Origin of the sequence: Kitasatospora sp. NPDC001309, from assembly GCF_042896295.1 — a bacterium.
Taxonomy (GTDB): domain Bacteria; phylum Actinomycetota; class Actinomycetes; order Streptomycetales; family Streptomycetaceae; genus Kitasatospora.
This window is the reverse complement of the sequence record NZ_JBIAXC010000076.1, coordinates 1-16,339: the sequence shown is the minus strand read 5'-3', so window position 1 is coordinate 16,339 and position 16,339 is coordinate 1. Positions and strand designations below refer to the sequence as shown.

The 16,339-nt window shown below is 74.5% G+C and carries 16 protein-coding genes; 10 read left to right on the top strand and 6 right to left on the bottom strand.

Annotated features, from left to right (window positions below):
- The first annotated feature begins 17 nt into the window (after positions 1-17).
- From ACFY2K_RS41485 to ACFY2K_RS41465, 5 genes are all read left to right on the top strand, one after another.
- Complete coding sequence (locus ACFY2K_RS41485) at positions 18-1,961, top strand: flavin-containing monooxygenase (RefSeq protein ID WP_387717979.1); 1,944 nt, start codon at positions 18-20, stop codon at positions 1,959-1,961.
- A 98-nt stretch (positions 1,962-2,059) separates the two neighbouring features.
- The gene (locus ACFY2K_RS41480; RefSeq protein ID WP_380644344.1) at positions 2,060-3,199 is read left to right on the top strand and encodes a hydrolase; all 1,140 of its coding nucleotides are present in this window, start codon (positions 2,060-2,062) and stop codon (positions 3,197-3,199) included.
- A gap of 87 nt (positions 3,200-3,286) precedes the next feature.
- Complete coding sequence (locus ACFY2K_RS41475; protein WP_380399645.1) at positions 3,287-4,306, top strand: methyltransferase; 1,020 nt, start codon at positions 3,287-3,289, stop codon at positions 4,304-4,306.
- A 31-nt stretch (positions 4,307-4,337) separates the two neighbouring features.
- A complete protein-coding gene (locus tag ACFY2K_RS41470) occupies positions 4,338-4,763 on the top strand; it encodes a nuclear transport factor 2 family protein (protein WP_375895202.1) in 426 nt (141 codons plus the stop codon).
- A gap of 11 nt (positions 4,764-4,774) precedes the next feature.
- Positions 4,775-5,707 carry an NADP-dependent oxidoreductase gene (locus ACFY2K_RS41465; RefSeq protein WP_380593477.1) on the top strand — a complete coding sequence of 311 codons (933 nt, stop codon included), beginning with the start codon at positions 4,775-4,777 and terminating at the stop codon, positions 5,705-5,707.
- A gap of 70 nt (positions 5,708-5,777) precedes the next feature.
- Here the strand turns inward: ACFY2K_RS41465 and ACFY2K_RS41460 are convergent, their stop codons facing one another.
- Positions 5,778-7,082: a LuxR C-terminal-related transcriptional regulator gene (locus tag ACFY2K_RS41460; RefSeq protein ID WP_375895207.1), complete on the bottom strand. Its 1,305-nt coding sequence runs from the start codon at positions 7,080-7,082 to the stop codon at positions 5,778-5,780.
- A 209-nt stretch (positions 7,083-7,291) separates the two neighbouring features.
- Here ACFY2K_RS41460 and ACFY2K_RS41455 point away from each other — a divergent pair, with 209 nt between their 5' ends.
- The 3 genes from ACFY2K_RS41455 to ACFY2K_RS41445 are packed head-to-tail and all read left to right on the top strand — an operon-like array spanning position 7,292 to position 9,357.
- Complete coding sequence (locus ACFY2K_RS41455) at positions 7,292-8,077, top strand: SDR family NAD(P)-dependent oxidoreductase (protein WP_375895209.1); 786 nt, start codon at positions 7,292-7,294, stop codon at positions 8,075-8,077.
- Between the two features lie 28 nt (positions 8,078-8,105).
- Positions 8,106-8,876, top strand: coding sequence for an SDR family oxidoreductase (locus tag ACFY2K_RS41450; RefSeq protein WP_375895210.1), 771 nt, complete (start codon positions 8,106-8,108; stop codon positions 8,874-8,876).
- A 46-nt stretch (positions 8,877-8,922) separates the two neighbouring features.
- The gene (locus ACFY2K_RS41445) at positions 8,923-9,357 is read left to right on the top strand and encodes a nuclear transport factor 2 family protein (protein ID WP_375895213.1); all 435 of its coding nucleotides are present in this window, start codon (positions 8,923-8,925) and stop codon (positions 9,355-9,357) included.
- A gap of 121 nt (positions 9,358-9,478) precedes the next feature.
- Here ACFY2K_RS41445 and ACFY2K_RS41440 read toward each other — a convergent pair whose 3' ends face one another.
- The 5 genes from ACFY2K_RS41440 to ACFY2K_RS41420 form a co-directional block, all read right to left on the bottom strand.
- Positions 9,479-10,492 (bottom strand): hypothetical protein, encoded by a 1,014-nt coding sequence (locus tag ACFY2K_RS41440; RefSeq protein WP_387717972.1) that lies wholly within the window; start codon positions 10,490-10,492, stop codon positions 9,479-9,481.
- A gap of 89 nt (positions 10,493-10,581) precedes the next feature.
- Positions 10,582-11,559: an SRPBCC family protein gene (locus ACFY2K_RS41435; RefSeq protein WP_387717969.1), complete on the bottom strand. Its 978-nt coding sequence runs from the start codon at positions 11,557-11,559 to the stop codon at positions 10,582-10,584.
- A gap of 29 nt (positions 11,560-11,588) precedes the next feature.
- On the bottom strand, positions 11,589-11,849 hold the full coding sequence (locus ACFY2K_RS41430) for an acyl carrier protein (RefSeq protein WP_375895220.1): 261 nt from the start codon (positions 11,847-11,849) through the stop codon (positions 11,589-11,591).
- A 44-nt stretch (positions 11,850-11,893) separates the two neighbouring features.
- Positions 11,894-13,171, bottom strand: coding sequence for a ketosynthase chain-length factor (locus ACFY2K_RS41425; protein WP_387717966.1), 1,278 nt, complete (start codon positions 13,169-13,171; stop codon positions 11,894-11,896).
- Positions 13,168-14,433: a beta-ketoacyl-[acyl-carrier-protein] synthase family protein gene (locus tag ACFY2K_RS41420; protein ID WP_380528806.1), complete on the bottom strand. Its 1,266-nt coding sequence runs from the start codon at positions 14,431-14,433 to the stop codon at positions 13,168-13,170. Before ACFY2K_RS41420 ends, ACFY2K_RS41425 begins: the two co-directional genes overlap by 4 nt.
- Positions 14,434-14,723: 290 nt before the next feature.
- Here ACFY2K_RS41420 and ACFY2K_RS41415 point away from each other — a divergent pair, with 290 nt between their 5' ends.
- Complete coding sequence (locus tag ACFY2K_RS41415) at positions 14,724-15,629, top strand: MBL fold metallo-hydrolase (protein ID WP_387717963.1); 906 nt, start codon at positions 14,724-14,726, stop codon at positions 15,627-15,629.
- A 66-nt stretch (positions 15,630-15,695) separates the two neighbouring features.
- Positions 15,696-16,205 carry an ATP synthase F0 subunit B gene (locus tag ACFY2K_RS41410; protein ID WP_380528809.1) on the top strand — a complete coding sequence of 170 codons (510 nt, stop codon included), beginning with the start codon at positions 15,696-15,698 and terminating at the stop codon, positions 16,203-16,205.
- The last annotated feature ends 134 nt before the right edge of the window (positions 16,206-16,339 follow it).

The following is a 16,339-nucleotide window of genomic DNA, read 5'->3' as shown; positions in this document are numbered from 1 at the left end:
GACCGGAGGCAGCTGCCATGGCGGACACCGCCCGACCGATCACCGCCGACGACGCGACCCTGCGCCGGCACCTGGCGGACGCCGACGTACCGGCGCTGCTGATGACCGTCGCGCACCTCACCGGCGACCTCTCCCTGCTGCGCGACGACCTGCGCGCACCCGGCTGGCTGTTCGCCCCCCAGGGCGGACTGAGCCCCGAACGCGCGGCCGAGGCCCGGGAGAGCGCCCTGGCGGCCCTCGCCCGGCTGCGGGACGGCGACGGCGCGGCGGGCGCCGTGCCCGCCCCGCCCGGCCCGCCCGCCCCGCCCGGCCCCGAGCTGCTGCGGGCGATCACCTCCTGGGCGATGGAGCGCGACACCGGGGACCTGGTGCCGCTGCTCGCCGAGGAACTCGTGCTGCCCGGCCACGGGCCCGACCCCAAGGCACCCCGCTGGACGGCGGACGGGCTGCGCCCCGGCACCGACTTCCGGGTGGTCGTGGTCGGCGCCGGGTTCAGCGGCCTGCTCGCCGGCCACCGGCTGGCGCAGGCCGGGATCCCGTACGTGATCTACGAGAAGAACGCCGACCTCGGCGGCACCTGGTTCGAGAACACCTACCCGGGCTGCCGCACCGACGTGGCCAGCCACCTCTACAACTACTCGTTCGCGCCCAGGCACGACTGGCCGGACCACTTCTGCCGCCAGGACACCGTGCTGGAGTACCTGCGGGACTTCGCGAAGACCTCCGGGGTCGCCGAGCACATCCGCTTCGGCACCGAGGTGACCGAACTGCGCTGGGCGGACGAGGAGTCGCGCTGGTACGTCACCGTCGCGGGGCCGGACGGCACCGCCGTCGAGCGCCACCACGCGGTGGTGAGCGCCGTCGGCCAGCTGAACCGGCCGCGGCTGCCCGACCTGCCCGGGCGGGAGTCGTTCGCCGGGCCGGCCTTCCACTCGGCCGCCTGGGACCACTCGGTGGACCTCGCCGGCAAGCGGGTGGCGGTGGTCGGCACCGGGGCCAGCGCCTACCAGCTCGTGCCGGAACTCGCCGGTACCGCCGCCGAGGTGCTGGTGTTCCAGCGCAACGCCCCCTGGATGCGCCCCACCCCGCACTACCGGGAGCCGATGCCCGCCGGGGCGTCCTGGCTCTTCGAGCACCTGCCGTACTACGCCCAGTGGTACCGGTTCTGGCTGTTCGCGCCGGGGCTGCACGGCATCCTGGAGGGCTGGATCGTCGACCACGACCACCCGCCCACCGAACGGGCCGTGTCCGCCCGCAACGAGCAGCTCCGGGCGGCGCTGCTGGCCTCGATGGAGGCCCAGCTGGCCGACGCGCCCGAGCTGCGCGAACTGGTCGTCCCGACCTACCCGGTGGGCGCCAAGCGGGTGCTCCGCGACGACGGGCGCTGGCTGGCCGCGCTGCGGCGGGACGACGTCCGGCTGGTGACGGCGCCGCTGGAGCGGGTCACCGCGGGCGGACTCGTCGCGGGCGGGGAGCGGCTGGACGTCGACGTCATCGTGTACGCCACCGGCTTCGAGGCCTCCGACTTCCTGGCGCCGATGCGGATCACCGGCCGCGGCGGGCTGGACCTGCGGGAGGCCTGGCGGGGCGGAGCGCGGGCCTACCTCGGCATCACCGTGCCGGAGTTCCCCAACCTGTTCTGCCTGTACGGGCCGAACACCAACCTGGTCGGCCAGGGCGGGAGCATCGTCTACTTCTCCGAGTGCGCCGTCGGGTACGTGCTCGACGCGATCCGGCTGCTGCTGGCGAGCGGGCGCGACGCCCTGACCGTCCGGGCCGACGTCCACGACGGGTACAACGCGTGGGTCGACGGCGCGAACGCCGAGCGCTCCTGGGGCTGGACCGGAGTGGCCGGTTGGTACAACGAGGGCGGCCGCTCCGCCGTCAACTGGCCCTTCTCCGCCCAGGAGTACTGGGCGCGCACCCGGGCGGTCGACCCGGCCGACTACGAGCCGCGGTGACCGCCGCACCCGGTCCGACCGCACCCGGTTCGACCGCACCCGGTCCGACCGCACCGGGCCCCGCCGAACCACCACCCACCGCGAGGGAAGGGAACGCCATGCAGGACACCCCGGAGCGGCGGCTCGCCGCCGCCCGCTCGATCGCCCGGCAGGCCGGCGAGCTGGCCGAGGAGACGGACCGGGCCCGCCGGATCGGCCCCGACGCCGTGAAGGCGATCGCCGAGGCCGGCTTCATGCGGCACTTCACGCCGGTGCGGTTCGGCGGCCGGGCCGGCGGCTTCGGCGAACTCCTGGACACCGTGCCGGTGATCGGCGCGGCCTGCCCGGCGACGGCCTGGTGCGCCTCGCTGTTCGCCGGCTCCCCGCGCTTCCTGTCGTTCTTCCCGGAGGAGGGGCAGGCGCAGGTCTGGGCCGACGGGCCGGACGCGGCGGTGATCGCCTCCGTCATCCCGTTCGGCGAGGCCGTCCCGGAGGGCGACGGCCTGCGGGTGACCGGTCGCTGGCCCTACATGAGCGGCATCGACCACGCGGACTGGGTCATCGTCTGCGCGAAGGTGCCGGCGGCCGACGGCGGACAGCGGCTGCTGCTGGCCGTGGTGCCGCGCTCGCAGTGCCGCGTCGAGGACACCTGGTCGAGCGTCGGCATGCGGGGCACCGGGAGCAACACCGCCGTGCTGGAGGACGTGTTCGTGCCGGCGGCCCGGATCGCCGACCGGGCCGCCGCCTTCGCCGGCCGCCCCGCCGACCCGGCGGCGGTGCCCCCGGTGGCCGGGCTGGCGCCGCTGCCCGCCGTGAACGGCCTCACCTTCGTGGCGCCCGCACTCGGCGCCGCCCGGGGCACCCTCGCCCTGGTGACCGAGGCGCTCGGCGGCCGCAGCCGGGCCGCCGCCGTACCCGGCATCCCCGGCGCGGCCGGCAACCAGGCCAGTTACGACATGCTGCTGGCCCGCTCCGCCGCCGAGATCGACGCGGCCGGGCTGCTGCTCGGCCGGGTCGCCGAACTCGCCGACGCGGACCGGGCCCCGACCCCGGCCGAGACCGCCCGCAACGTCCGGGACAGCGCCTTCGTCGTGGACACCCTCGTCACCGCCGTCAACCGGCTCTACCGCGCGGCCGGCACCAGCGGCCAGGTCGCCGACGGGCCGCTCCAGCGGCTGTGGCGGGACGTCAACGCCATCGCGACCCACCAGGCGCTCCAGTTCGAGCCCGCCGCCCGGCTGTTCGCGCAGACCCGCTGAACGCCGCCGGACCGCACACCCCCTGAACCACCGGACCACCCGGACCACCCGGACCACCCGGACCACCCGGACCACCGAGGAGCAGCCGTGACCACCACCCCCTCCCCCGAGCGCATCCTGCAGATCGGCCTGGGCTTCGAGTCGTCGAAGACCCTGTTGAGCGCCGTCGAGCTCGGGGTCTTCACCGAACTGGCCAAGGCCCCCGCCGACGGCGACACGCTGGGCGCCCGGCTGGGCCTGCACCCGCGCGGCACCCGGGACTTCCTGGACACCCTGGTGGCGCTGGGCCTCCTCCTGCGCGAGGACGGCGTCTACCGCAACACCCCGGACACCGACGCCTTCCTGGACCGCGCGAAGCCGGAGTACCTGCACCACGGCAGCCTGCTGGAGATGGCCAACGGCCGGCTGTTCGGCATCTGGAACAACCTGACCGACTCGCTGCGCACCGGCAAGCCGCACGACGAGTCGCGCGACAGCGAGCTGGACACCTACGACGCCCTCTACGCGGACCCGGTGCGGCTCAAGCAGTTCCTGGCGTCGATGACCGGCATCAGCCACGTCGCCAACACCCGGATCGCCACCCAGGTGAACTGGTCGGACTACCAGGTGCTCGCCGACATGGGCACCGCCCAGGGCGACCTCGCCGTCCAGGTGCTCAAGGCCAACCCGCACCTCACCGGCACCGGCTTCGACCTGCCGCAGTCCCGCCCGGTCTTCGAGGAGTACGCGGCGGAGCACGGGCTGGGCGACCGGCTGGCCTTCACCGGCGGGGACTTCTTCGCCGACCCCTTCCCGAAGGCCGACGTCATCACCTTCGGCCACATCCTGCACAACTGGGATCTGGAGAAGAAGAAGGTCCTGCTGCGGAAGGCGTGGGAAGCTCTTCCGGAGGGCGGCGCGGTGGTCGTCTACGACTCGCTGATCGACGACGACCGGTCGCAGAACGCGTTCGCCCTGCTGATGAGCCTGACCATGCTGGCGGTCACCGAGGGCGGCTTCGGCTACACCGCCGCCGAGTGCACCGCGTGGATGACCGAGGCCGGGTTCTCCCGGACCTGGACCGAGCACCTGGTCGGTCCGGACTCGATCGTCGTCGGAATCAAGTGACCGGGTCCTGGGGACCGGGGAGGGGAAGCACATGAGCACCGAGGGAGCCGCCGGCCCGACGGCCGACGCCGGTCTGAAGGCCAACAAGGAGCTCGTCACCGGGTTCATCGACGCCTTCTACAACGACAAGGACTGGGACCGGGCGCGGGAGCTGCTCGCCGAGGACTTCGTCAACCACCACCACGGCGTCGGCGTCGGCCGGGACCGCACCGTCGAGACCTTCCGGGAGCAGGCGGGCATCCCGTTCCCGCAGTTCTCGCTGACGATCGTGCGCATCATCGCCGAGGGCGACCAGGTCTGGACGCACAACGTCGTGCGGGTCGCCCCCGGAGCGCCGCCGGTGATCACCGCCGACCTGTGGCGGATCGCGGACGGCCGGCTGGCCGAGCACTGGGACGTCGCGCAGGCCGTGCCCGCCGGGGCGGACCTGGACGAGCTGATCGCGGACGCCCCGTGACGTCAGCGGCCATGCGCGCGGTCACGCAACGCCGCTTCGGCGGGCCCGAGGTGCTGGAGCCGGCGGAGCGGGCGCGGCCGCGGCTGCGGGTGAACGAGGTGCTGGTGCGGGTCAGGGCGGCCGGGGTGAACCCGATCGACGCCCTGGTCCGCTCCGGCGGCGTGCCGTTCCTCGGCGAGCCGCCGTTCGTCCTCGGCTGGGACGTCTCCGGCGTGGTCGAGGCGGTCAGCCCCGGGGTGACGCGGTTCGCGGTCGGCGACGAGGTGTGCGGCATGCCGCTGATACCGCGCGAGGCCGGCTGCTACGCGGAGTACGTCGCCGCCCCGGCACGGCAGTTGGTGCGCAAGCCGGCGGCGCTCGACCACCAGCAGGCGGCCGGGCTGTCGCTCGCCGGCCTCACCGCCTGGCAGGCGCTGGTGGACGCGGCCGGGGTGGGCCGCGGGGACCGGGTCCTGGTGCACGGGGGCGGCGGTGGCGTCGGCCACCTGGCCGTCCAGATCGCCAAGGCCCGCGGCGCGGAGGTGATCGCCACGGCGAGCGCGGCCAAGCAGGCGTTCGTGGCCGGGCTCGGCGCCGACCAGGTCGTCGACTACCGGGCGGCGGACTTCGCCACCGAGGTGAAGGACGCCGACGTGGTGCTCGACACCGTGGGCGGGGACACCGCCGTGCGCTCGCTGGACGTGCTGCGCCCGGGCGGCCGGCTGGTCACCGTGGTGGAGCTGCACGACGCGGCGCTCCCGGCCGGAGCGGCCGGGCGCGGGCTGGAGTTCAGCGCGGTGACCGCCGAACCCGACCACGTCGGGCTGGGCGCCCTCGCCGCGCTGGCCGAGGAGGGCCGGCTGCGGGTGCACGTCGACCGGGTGTTCCCGCTGGCCGAGGCCGCGCACGCGCACCGGCTGATCGAGTCCGGCTCGACGACGGGCAAGCTCGTGCTGACCGTCTGAGCGTCTGACGGTCCGAGCGGCCGAACTGAACGCGGGGGGGCGGGTCCGGAGCGGACCCGCCCCCTCGGCGTCAGTTCACCAGCGACAGCGCCGGGGGGAAGCCGGCCGCGATGGCGAGGGCGGCGGCCTCCCCGCGCGAGTCGGCGTTGAGCTTCTTGAGGATCCGGGCCACGTGGAACTTGACGGTGTGCTCGCTGATGCCGAGCTGGTTGGCGATTACCCGGTTCCGGTGCCCCTGTACCAGGTGCTGCAGCACCTCCAGCTCGCGCGGGTTGAGCCCGGTCAGCGGGTCCTCGCGGGGCCGGTCGCGGTCGGGCACGGTGAGCGGCAGCCGCATCGTCACGGAGGTGCCCCACTGCGGGACGGAGTCCACCTCCAACTCACCGCCCATGGCGGCGATCCGGTCCTTGAGCCGGTGCACGGCCAGCGCCTCGGGCGCCAGCCGGCCGGGGCCGTCGTCGCGGACGGTCGCGCGCAGCTCGGCCCCGCCGGCCTCCCAGCCGACCCGGACCCGGGTGACCCCGCCCTGCTCCATGGTGGTCAGCACGATGCCGCGCACCGCGGCCCGGAGCGTGCGGGCCACATTCGACGGGACCAGGCGCTCCGGCGGGGTGGGCGGGGCGTACTCCAGGGTCAGTCCGCTGTAGCGGGAGAGCGCGCCGAGCATGGCGGTGAGCCGGCCGAAGGCGTCCTCCAGGGTCTCCTCGTCGGGCAGCTGCTCGTCGCTGTGCGAGCCGCGCAGCTCGATGAGCGAGGCGACGGCCAGGTCGACGGCGGTGCGCCGGGCGGTGGCGTCGTCCAGGCTGCGGGAGCGGAGCACGCCGAGCAGGCCGGTGAGGGTGGCGGCGTGGGTCTCGGCGAGCTCGCTGGTGATGCGCAGGCGCTCGCTGCCGGCCCGCCAGGCACCGGACAGGTCGACCGGGACGGCTTCGGGCAGCAGGTCGACGACCCGGGCGGTGGCCAGCTCCCAGAGCCGGTCGACCAGGTCCACCACGGCGGGCTCGGGGGCCCGGTCGTCCACCGGGACGACGGCGAGCAGCGCCCCGGCCGATCCGTCGGGGGCGCAGGCCACGGCGAACACCGGGCGCGCCGCGCCGGCCAGCACGGCCCGGCCGGACCACGGCGAGCCGATCTCCACGTGGGTGGAGAGGGTGGCCATCTCGGCGGTGGTCACCTGCTCGGTGAGCGCCGGGTCGCCGGCCGTCCAGGCGGCGGACTTCGGGCAGTCGGCGGTCAGCATGGCCAGGGCCCGGTGCGGGACCAGGTCGGCGATGGTGCGGGAGAAGGTGGGGAGCACGTCCCTGAGCGGCGCGCGCAGCAGGGCCTTGGCCATGTCGAGGATCAGTCGCGGGTCGTCCGTCCGAAGGGGTGCCATGACCGCACGCTAGCCGGGAGACGGGCGCCGCGCACTGCTCCTTCGGGGAGGTCCCGCTAGCCGGAGGAGCAGTCCGGTGGCGGTGGCCGGTTCGCGGCGCCCCGCTCCAGGCCCGTCCGACCCAGGTTCGAGCGGCGCGCGCGACCGTCTCCACGTTGCGAGTCGCCGGCCGGCCGGCCGGAGCGAGCGGAGAGAGAGGGAGCCGACACATGGCACGAACCGACCGACCGGTGTCGATCGTCACCGGAGCCACCAGCGGCATGGGGCTGACCATCGCCGAGCGGCTCGGCGCCCTGAACCACCGGGTCTACCTGTGCGGGCGGCGCGAGGACGCGCTCGCGGAGACGGTGAAGACCCTGCGGGACAAGGGCCACGACGTGGACGGCAGTCCCTGCGACGTCACCTCGCCCGAGCAGGTGCAGTCCTTCGTCCGGGCCGCGGTCGACCGCTTCGGCACCGTCGACGTGCTGGTCAACAACGCCGGGCGGTCGGGCGGCGGGGTCACCGCCGAGATCCCGGACGAGCTCTGGTACGACGTCATCAACACCAACCTGAACAGCGTCTTCCTGATGACCAAGGCGGTGCTCACCCTCGGCGGCCTGCGGGGCAAGGACTGGGGGCGCATCGTCAACATCGCCTCCACCGGCGGCAAGCAGGGCGTCGTCCACGGCGCCCCGTACTCGGCCTCCAAGCACGGCGTGGTGGGCTTCACCAAGGCGCTCGGCCTGGAGCTGGCCGCCACCGGCATCACCGTGAACGCGGTCTGCCCCGGGTTCGTCGAGACGCCGATGGCGGAGCGGGTGCGCGAGCACTACGCGGACATCTGGCAGGTGCCGACCGAGGAGGTGTTCGAGCGGATCACCGCGCGGGTACCGATCCGGCGCTACGTCACCTCCGAGGAGGTCGCCGCGATGGTGGAGTACCTGGTCGGCGACGGAGCCGGCGCGACGACCGCCCAGGCGCTCAACGTCTGTGGCGGGCTGGGCAATTACTGATCGGCACCGGACGAACGGGAAACACGGCATGGGCAGCAGTGCGGCGCACCGGGGTGAGGTGGCCCTCGTCACCGGGGCCAACAAGGGGATCGGCAAGGAGATCGCCCGTCGGCTCGCCCGGGAGGGCATGACGGTGTACCTGGGCGCCCGGGACGAGGAGCGCGGCCGGGCGGCGGAGGCCGAACTCCTCGCCCAGGGCCTCGACGCGCGGTTCGTCCGGCTGGACGTGACCGACCAGGCGCAGGTGGAGGCGGCGGCCGAGCGGATCCGGGCCGACGCGGACCGGCTCGACGTGCTCGTCAACAACGCCGGGATCGTGGTGGAGTGGGGGGTCCCGACGACCGGGATCGGTGCGGCGCAGATGCGCGAGGCCTTCGAGGTCAACGTCTTCGGGAACGTCGCCGTCACCCAGGCGTGCCTGCCGCTGCTGGAGCGCTCGCCGAACGGACGGGTCGTCAACCTGTCGAGCCCGCTGGGCTCGCTGACGCTGCTGACCGACCCGGAGAACCCGATCTCCACCCGCGGGCTGCTGCCGTACAGCTCGTCGAAGGCCGCGCTGAACGCCGTCACGGTCGTGTACGCCAACGCGCTGCGCGCGGCCGGGGTGCGGGTGAACGCGGCCAACCCCGGCCTGGTGGCCACCGACCTGAACGCGGACTCGCCGTTCAGCCGGGGCACCCGCGGCCCCGAGGAGGGCGCCGACGTACCGGTGTGGCTGGCGCTGACCGGGCCGGACGGGCCCACCGGGGGGTTCTACGGCAGCATGGCCGGCTCGCCCACCGAGTCGGTGCCCTGGTGAGCCCGGCCGGTCCGGCCGGGACCGTCGAGAGGATGAGGAGGACCGGATGAGTCCGGTACGCGAGGGCGTCAGCGCCGAACTGTACGCCGAGGTGCAGCAGTTCTACGCCCGTCAGATGCAGGCGCTGGACGGCGGCCGGTTCGCCGAGTACGCGGCGACCTTCACCGCGGACGGCACCTTCCAGCACACCCCCGGCACCGAGCCCGCGGTCGGGCCGGCCGGGGTGGAGAAGGAGCTGGAGGCGTTCCACGAGCGTTTCCGCGACGACCCGGTGCAGCGGCGGCACTACTTCAACCAGATCGTGCTGGAGCCGCTGGAGAACGGCGACCTCCGTTCGACGGTGTACGCGCTGATCGTCCGGGTGCGGCCGCAGGAGCGGCCGGAGGTCTGGCCGAGCTGCGTGGTGCACGACGTGGTCGCGGTGACGGAGCGGGGCATCCGGCTGCGGTCGCGGAGTATCTCGTACGACCAGCTGTCCTGACCGCCGGACGGACCGCCGTACGCGCCGCCGTACGCGCCGCCGTCACGACGACGAACCGCCCGGGCCGCAGCAGGCCCGGGCGGTTCGTCGTGGTGCGGTGCCGGTCGGTGCCGGCCGGGTGTCAGCCCGCCCGGCGGGTGACGAAGTCGTTCAGCGAGACCGTCATCTCCTTGCCGTTGCGCCGGTACTCGGCGCAGTAGCTGGTCGGGTAGTCGCCCGCCTGCTGGAAGGCCGCCGGCGTCTTGACCGGGGTGCAGACCTTGTCGCCGGGCTTGAGGTCGATGAGCCACTGGTAGGTGATCATCGGCTCGTAGAAGGTGATCCCGCCGTCGTAGTTCCCGTACAGGAACGCCTTGGTGAACGGCCGGCCGTGGAACTCCGGGCCGGTCCCGTCGATCAGGTGGTTGCCCATCTTGGCGACGACCGCGCCGAAGTCGGCGTAGTCCGGGGCGGTGTACTTCGCGGGCACGGGCTTGCGCGCGGTGGCGAAGTCGTCGCAGTCGGTCAGGCCGGGGCCGGCGCAGGGGCCGACCCGGATGGCGTCCCGGTCCTTGCGGCTCTGGATGTAGAAGTGGAAGTCGAAGTGCGGGGCGGTGTAGACGCCCTGCGGGTCGTGGCCCTCGGCGTTCCAGTTGACCAGCGCCCAGGTGAACGGCCCGGACTTCTTGGTGTACGTGCCGGGCAGGTCGAACGGGTAGCTCTGGTGGTGGATGCACTCGGTCGCGGGGTCGATCCGGCCGTCCCCGTTGACGTCGTAGCAGTCCTTGCGGTCCGTGGTGTGCGGCTCGGGCAGCCCGGTGAGCGCGGTGCGGTCGAAGACGAAGCCGAGGGCGGTCGGCCGGCCCTTGGAGAACTGCGCGTAGGTGCGCATCCTCCCGTTGCCGACCTTGACGGCCGGTCCGTACTCGGCGCACGGGCCCGCGTAGGCGCCGGCGGTGTCGAGCGCGGAGTCGGCCTCGGCGGAGCCGACGGTGTCGGTGGTCTCGCCGTCGAGGGTGGCCCGGCACACCTGGACGGCCTCGGCGCCCGAGGCGGCCGGCAGCACGGCGACGGTGCCGAGCAGTCCGCAGATCCCCGCGGCGATCCCCGCGGCGGTCAGCCAGGTGCGCTGGGTGCGTCTGTGCGACGGTGACATGGGGTGTTCCTTCCTGAGGGTGCGGCGGTGCCCGGGGCCGGCCCCGGTCGGGCCTGCCCCGGGCACCGCCGGGTGGTGGGGCGGGAGGGTCAGCGGGCCTCGGTCGTCGCACCGGCCGCGAAGGACAGGGTGCGCAGGCTGTTGCCGCCGAGGGCCTCGCGCAGGTGGGCCCGGGCGTCCGCGAGCGTGCTGCCCGGGCCGAGCACCGCCGGGACGGCCGCCGGGTCGACCGCGACGGTGTGCCGGGCCGTGGCGACCGGGCGGCCCCGGGCGTCGGTGCCGAAGGTCCACAGCCCGCTGTGGCCGAGCAGCAGGGCCGGCGGGGCGGACTGCTTGTAGGCGATCCACTCCGGCTCCTGGCAGACCCGCCAGGACGCGGTGCGGTGGGTGGCGCCGTCGGCGGTGCGGGTGACCATCTCCAGCCGCTGGACGCCGGGTTCGGGCTCCTCCAGGGCCACCGCGTCGACGTGCGGGAGGAGTTCGGCCCAGCGGTCGGCCCGGTCGACGAACGCGAAGGCCTCGGCCGCCCCGACGGTCAGCTCGACCTCGTCGGTGAAGCTGAACACCACCTCGTCCACCGGGTGCCCGAGCTCGGCGACCCGGGCCAGCGCGCCGAGTTCGGACGGGCTGTTGCGGTCCACGGCCCGGGTGATCCACTCGGCCTGCTCCGGGTCGTCGTCCACCGCGGTGAACGCGTGCCGGAGCACCACCTCGGTGTGCCCGCCGGGGAGTTCCAGGAACTCCCAGCTGCCGCCCATCGAGGCCACCGGCGCCCGGCTGACCTCCTGGCGGAAGTCGATCCGGCGGGTGACCGGGTCCAGCACGCGCCGGGAGGTCCAGTTGCTCACCGCGCCGTTGAGCACGGCCCAGATCCGGAACCGCTCCCGGTCGCCGGTGTGCTCCAGGTGCTGGACGTGCACGGTCGGGCCGAACACGGCCGGCCACCGGGTGACGTCCGCGACCAGCTCGTACAGGGCGGCCGGCGGCGCGGCGACGGTGCGCCGGTGCTCGGTGGTGCGGATCCGGTGGTTCGCTTCGCGTCCGTTCCCGGACGGGACTTCCTGCACGGTGCTCTCCTCGACTCGCCGGGCGGTGGTCAGCGGACGGCCGGGCGGGCGCCGTTGACCACGGCGAGCAGCGCGGCCGGGGTGTCGGCGTCGGCGAACGCGTCGCCCGGGAACGTGACGCCGAGCTCCCGCTCGATCCGGGAGGCGGTCTCCATCAGGGCCAGCGAGTCGTAGCCGAGGTCCTCGAACGGGGTGTCCAGGGTGTTCTCGTCGAGGACCGGGCCGTCGCCCTCGCCCGCGCAGGCCACCAGGATGCGGCGCAGGTCGGTGACGGTCATGGGAGTGGTCATGGGTCTCTCCTCGGAGGTGTGGTCGGGGGTGGTGCGGGCGCCGCTCAGCGGCCGGGGGCGGTGACGACCAGGGCCGCGTTGAAGCCGCGGTGGCCCCGGGCCAGCACCAGGGCGGCGCGCACCCGCAGCGGGCGGGCCTCGCCGCGCACCAGGTCCAGGCCGTACTCCTGCGGCACGTGGGTGGTGTGGGCGGTCGCCGGGACGACGCCGTCGCGGATCGACAGCAGGGCGAGCGCGGTGTCCACCGGGCCGCCGCCCGCCGCGAGCCGCCCGAACAGCGACTTGGGGGCGGTGACGGGTACGCCGTGCGGGCCGAAGACCGCGGTGATCGCCTCCGCCTCGGCCCGGTCGGCCGCCGGGCTGCCGGCCGCGTCGGCGAACACGACGTCGATGTCGGAGGGGAGCAACCCGGCATCGGCGATGGCCAGTTCGGCCGCGCGCCGCAGCCCCGGCGGCCGGCCGGAGCCGGGCCGGGGGTCGAAGGTCGCCGCGTACCCGGCGAGTTCGCCGAGGACCCGCGGCGCCCCGCGCCGGGCGGCCGAACCGGCGTCCTCGATGACGAGCATGGCGCCGCCCTCACCGGGCAGGTGCCCGGAGGCGTCCCGGTCGAAGGGCAGGAACGCGCGGGTCGGGTCCGACACCGGGCTGGTCCGGCCGCCCGACAGCTGGGCGGCCCAGCCCCACGGGTCGAACGCGGAGTCCACGCCGCCGCTGAGCATCAGCGCGGTGCCCTGGCGGATGCCGCGCCGGGCGTGGCCGAGGGCGTCCAGCCCGCCCGCCTGCTCGCCGACCAGCGCCGCCGAGGGGCCGCGCATCTTGTGGCGGATGGAGATCTGGCCGGTGTTCACGGCGTAGAACCAGGCGAAGGACTCGTAGACGCTGACGAACTCCGGGCCCTGCTTCCACAGCTTCCGGAACTCGCGGTGGGTGAACTCGAAGCCGCCCTGGGCGGTCGAGGTGCAGACGCCCTGCGCGTAGTCGGACAGGCTGTCCGGATCCAACTCCGCGTCCGCCAGGGCCTGTTCGGCGGCGACCAGGGCGTAGCGGGAGGACACGTCGGTCTGCGGGAGCAGTCGGCCCGGCAGCAGGGCCGTCGCGTCGAAGTCGCGGATCTCACCGGCCAGCCGGGTCCGCAGGCCGGTGGTGTCCAGCCGGGTGAGTTCGCCGATGCCGTGCCGGCCGGCCAGTGTGGCGGCCCAGAAGGCCTCGGTGCCGAAGCCGTTGGGGGCCAGCACGGCGAGGCCGGTGACGACGGGGGCGGCCGTGGCGGTGGTGGCGGCGGAGCCGGTGGCGGGGGTGGAGAGGGTGGCGGGGGTGCTCACGCGGCGGACTCCAGACGTCGCAGGACCATCGCGCTCTGGAATCCGCCGAAGCCGCTGCCCACGGTGAGGACGTTGTCCACCCGCAGCTCGCGTGCCGTCAGCGGGACGTAGTCCAGGTCGCACTCCGGGTCCGGGGTGTGCAGGTTCGCGGTCGGCGGGACGACGTTGTGCTCGATCGCCAGGACGGAGGCGGCGATCTCGATCGCGCCGATCGCCCCGAGCGAGTGCCCGATCATGGACTTGATCGAGCTCACCGGCACCTCGTAGGCGTGGGCTCCGAGGCTGCGCTTGAACGCCGCGGTCTCGTGCCGGTCGTTCTGCTTGGTGCCCGAGCCGTGCGCGTTGACGTAGTGCACGCCGGTCGGGTCGAGCCGGGCCTCGTCGAGGGCGAGCCGGATGGCCTCGGCCATCTCGCGGCCGTCCTTCTTCAAGCCCGTCATGTGGTACGCGTTGCAGCGGGTCGCGTAGCCGCCGACCTCGGCGTGGATGTGCGCGCCGCGGGCCAGGGCCGACTCCAGCGACTCCAGCACGAACATCGCGGAGCCCTCGGCCAGCACGAAGCCGTTGCGGGAGTCGTCGAACGGGCGGGAGGCGTGCTCGGGGTCGTCGTTGCGGGGCGTGGTGGCCTTGATGGCGTCGAAGCAGGCCACCACGATCGGCGACACCGGGGTGTCGGCGGCGCCGGCGAGCACCACGTCGGCGGAGCCCTCGCGGATCAGCTGGACGCCGTAGCCGACCGAGTCCAGACCGGAGGTGCAGCCGTCCGAGACCAGGGTGACCGGCCCCTCGGCGCCGACCTCCCAGGCGATCTCGGCCGGCATCGCGCCGGGGCTGAAGTAGTCGAACATGTGCGGGGACAGGTAGTCGTGGTCCACCTGCCAGTCCCGGCCGGCGCCGGACAGCACCAGGTACTCGCGCTCCAGGCTGGTCGCGGCGGCCACCGCGCTGCCGAGGCTCACGCCGATCCGGTGCGGGTCGAGCGAGGCGAAGTCCAGTCCGCTGTCGGCGACGGCCTCGCGGGTGCAGGCGACGGCGAACTGGGTCGCCCGGTCCATCCGGCGCAGCTCGCGCGCCCCCAGGCCCTCCAGCTGCGGGTCGAAGTCGACCTCGCCGGCGATCCGCGAGCGGAACGGGGCCGGGTCGAAGAAGGAGATGCGGCGGGTCGCGGTGCGGCCCTCGGACAGCAGGCTCCAGAACTCCTTGGTCCCGGTGCCGCCCGGTGCCCGCACCCCCATGCCGGTGATCACCACCCTTCGGGTCATCGTCCTGCTCCTTCACGGCCTCGATTGCTGCGGACCATGGACGGTCCTCCTTCCGAATGGGAACGGGCCCTGGGGCCCGTCTTCGGACCCGGGGGCCCTGGAACGGCAACAGCGTGCGAGCGGTGCCTCAAGCCGCACTCGAAGCGGCCTTGACGCCTGGTCAGGCCGAAGGTGCCGGTCCGGGCGCTGTGGCGGTCGTCGAGCCCGGCTCTAGCGGGGGCTGGGAGCTTGGCCGGGCCTGCGCCCGTCGCACGCCCCCGACATCCGTCCGACCACCCCGGGAGCCCGTCATGCCCGCCCAGGACCCCACGCTGGAGGAAGTCGCCGCGGGCGTCTTCGCGTACGTGCAGCCCGACGGCGGCTGGTGCCTGAACAACGCCGGGCTGGTCGCGACGGGGGACGGCGCGGTGCTGATCGACACCGCGGCCACCGAGGCCCGCGCCCGGGCCCTGCGCGAGGCCGTGCTGGGGGTCTGCGCGACCCCGCCGGGGCTGCTCGTCAACACCCACTCGCACGGCGACCACAGCTTCGGCAACGCGCTGTTCCCGGAGGCCGCGGTCGTCTCGCACGAGAACGCCCGGCGGGAGGCGCTCGCCGCCGGACTGCACCTGACCACGCTGTGGCCCGGCGTCTCCTGGGGCGACCTCACCGTGCGGGCCGCCGACCTCACCTTCGCCGGCCGGACCTCACTGCACCGCGGGGACGTACGGATCGAGCTGCTGCACTTCGGGACGGCGCACACCACCGGGGACACCGCCGTCTGGCTGCCCGACCACGGGGTGCTGCACACCGGGGACCTGGTGATGGCGGGCGTCACCCCGTTCTTCCCGATGGGTTCGCTGGCCGGCTCGCTGCGGGCCGTCGAGGAGCTGCGGGCGCTCGGCGCGAGGACCGTCGTGCCCGGGCACGGGCCGGTCGGCGGCCCCGAACTCCTGGACGCCACCGAGGACTACCTGCACTACGTGCGGGACCTCGCGGCCGCGGGCCGCCGGGCCGGCCGCTCGCCGCGGGAGACGGCTGCCGCGCACGGCCCCGGGCCGTTCGCGGCGCTGCTCGACGCGGAGCGCCTGCTGCCGAACCTGCACCGCGCCTACCTGGAGGACGCCGACCCCGGCTCGGAGAGCGCCGTGGACATGGGCGCGCTCTTCGCCGAGATGGTGGAGTACTGCGGCGGACTGCCGGCCTGCCACGCCTGACGGGCCCCGGCCGCGCTCCGCCACCCCGGCAGGTATGCGTGACATGAGCTCAACTATCCTGCTGCCATGGGACCTTTGAAGCCTGATGTAGCGCAGTTGGTGATCGGACTCGTCTGCTTCTTCCTGATCTTCGGGATCCTCGGGGCGGTGCTGCTGCCGCGGATCGAGAAGGTGCTGGGGGAGCGGCGGGACGCCACCGAGGGGGGTGTCGAGCGGGCCGAGGAGGCGCGGGCGGAGGCCCAGCGGATATATGAGGAGTTCCAGGCGGAACTCCTCGCCGCGCGGCACGAGGCGGCGGCGATCCGGCAGACCGCCACCGAGGAGGGGGCGGCGCTGATCGCGCGGCTGCGGGCCGAGGGGCAGGCGCTGCGGGACGGGATGCTGGCCGAGGCGCAGGTGCAGCTGGCGGCGGACCGGGTGCTGGCCGAGGCCGAGCTGCGGGAGGACGTGATCCGGCTGGCCGGGGAGCTGGCGGGGCGGGTGATCGGCGAGCCGGTCGCCGAGCTGCCGCGGACCCGGGCGATCGCCGACGAGTTCTTCGCCGCGCAGGACGCCGGGGCCGGCGCCCGGGCCTGACGCACCTCACGGACTTCCCCGCCGAACGGCCCGGGCCCCCGGGGGGGGGGGGGGCCCCGGGGGGGGGGCCCGGGCGCGGGGGGGGGGTGCGGGCGGCGCCCCCGGGGGGGGGGGTAGGCACGGGGGGGGGGCGG

Coding starts and splice junctions, on each gene's coding strand:
- ACFY2K_RS41485 (WP_387717979.1), top strand. CDS start 18: ATGGCGGACACCGCCCGACCGATCACCGCCGACGACGCGACCCTGCGC.
- ACFY2K_RS41480 (WP_380644344.1), top strand. CDS start 2,060: ATGCAGGACACCCCGGAGCGGCGGCTCGCCGCCGCCCGCTCGATCGCC.
- ACFY2K_RS41470 (WP_375895202.1), top strand. CDS start 4,338: ATGAGCACCGAGGGAGCCGCCGGCCCGACGGCCGACGCCGGTCTGAAG.
- ACFY2K_RS41465 (WP_380593477.1), top strand. CDS start 4,775: ATGCGCGCGGTCACGCAACGCCGCTTCGGCGGGCCCGAGGTGCTGGAG.
- ACFY2K_RS41460 (WP_375895207.1), bottom strand. CDS start 7,082: ATGGCACCCCTTCGGACGGACGACCCGCGACTGATCCTCGACATGGCC.
- ACFY2K_RS41455 (WP_375895209.1), top strand. CDS start 7,292: ATGGCACGAACCGACCGACCGGTGTCGATCGTCACCGGAGCCACCAGC.
- ACFY2K_RS41450 (WP_375895210.1), top strand. CDS start 8,106: ATGGGCAGCAGTGCGGCGCACCGGGGTGAGGTGGCCCTCGTCACCGGG.
- ACFY2K_RS41445 (WP_375895213.1), top strand. CDS start 8,923: ATGAGTCCGGTACGCGAGGGCGTCAGCGCCGAACTGTACGCCGAGGTG.
- ACFY2K_RS41440 (WP_387717972.1), bottom strand. CDS start 10,492: ATGTCACCGTCGCACAGACGCACCCAGCGCACCTGGCTGACCGCCGCG.
- ACFY2K_RS41430 (WP_375895220.1), bottom strand. CDS start 11,849: ATGACCACTCCCATGACCGTCACCGACCTGCGCCGCATCCTGGTGGCC.
- ACFY2K_RS41420 (WP_380528806.1), bottom strand. CDS start 14,433: ATGACCCGAAGGGTGGTGATCACCGGCATGGGGGTGCGGGCACCGGGC.
- ACFY2K_RS41415 (WP_387717963.1), top strand. CDS start 14,724: ATGCCCGCCCAGGACCCCACGCTGGAGGAAGTCGCCGCGGGCGTCTTC.
- ACFY2K_RS41410 (WP_380528809.1), top strand. CDS start 15,696: ATGGGACCTTTGAAGCCTGATGTAGCGCAGTTGGTGATCGGACTCGTC.